This is a genomic window from Bacillus sp. 05T31, assembly GCF_056396725.1.
This window is the reverse complement of the sequence record NZ_JBFTMA010001311.1, coordinates 1-529: the sequence shown is the minus strand read 5'-3', so window position 1 is coordinate 529 and position 529 is coordinate 1. Positions and strand designations below refer to the sequence as shown.

Annotated in this window: 1 protein-coding gene; it reads right to left on the bottom strand. The window is 29.9% G+C overall.

The window, feature by feature from the left end; all coding sequences use genetic code 11:
• Positions 1-277: 277 nt before the first annotated feature.
• Positions 278-529 (bottom strand): GNAT family N-acetyltransferase (locus AC1DJR_RS33080; protein ID WP_477004578.1); only part of this gene is annotated, 252 nt, incomplete at its 5' end.

Below are 529 nucleotides of genomic sequence, written 5' to 3'. Positions count from 1 at the left end.
ATCATTTTGTTTGAATTTTTTTAAAAGAAGGAATTTTTCTTGTCATATATATGTATTAAAGGGTTTTCATTTAAAATTGAGGATTATCAATTCATTTTTCGTTTGCGGTTTCATTACATTTGTGTAATTCATAAGTTTATTACCATACAACTACATTGTAACGAATTTTTTATCATAATGGAATGATGAAACAAAAGTAAATAAAAGAAGTAACCGTTTTGTAAGAAAAAAGGCATATTTTTCATCTTGACGATCAATACACCTTTCTTAATATGAATTATCGTTTTTCTTTATACGACTCTAATTTTTCTAATAACCGTTCTTTTACAGCTGGCCATTCACTTGCAATAACACTGTATACAACTGCATCTCTAACATGCCCACTCGGCAATTTTCTTTCGTTTCTAAGTACACCCTCTTTTACTGCGCCGAGTCTTTCAATTGCTCTTTGTGCTTTTTCATTTCGTGCATCCGTCTTAATTTGTACTCTCCGCATATGCAATTTTTCAAAAGCATATTGTAATAACAT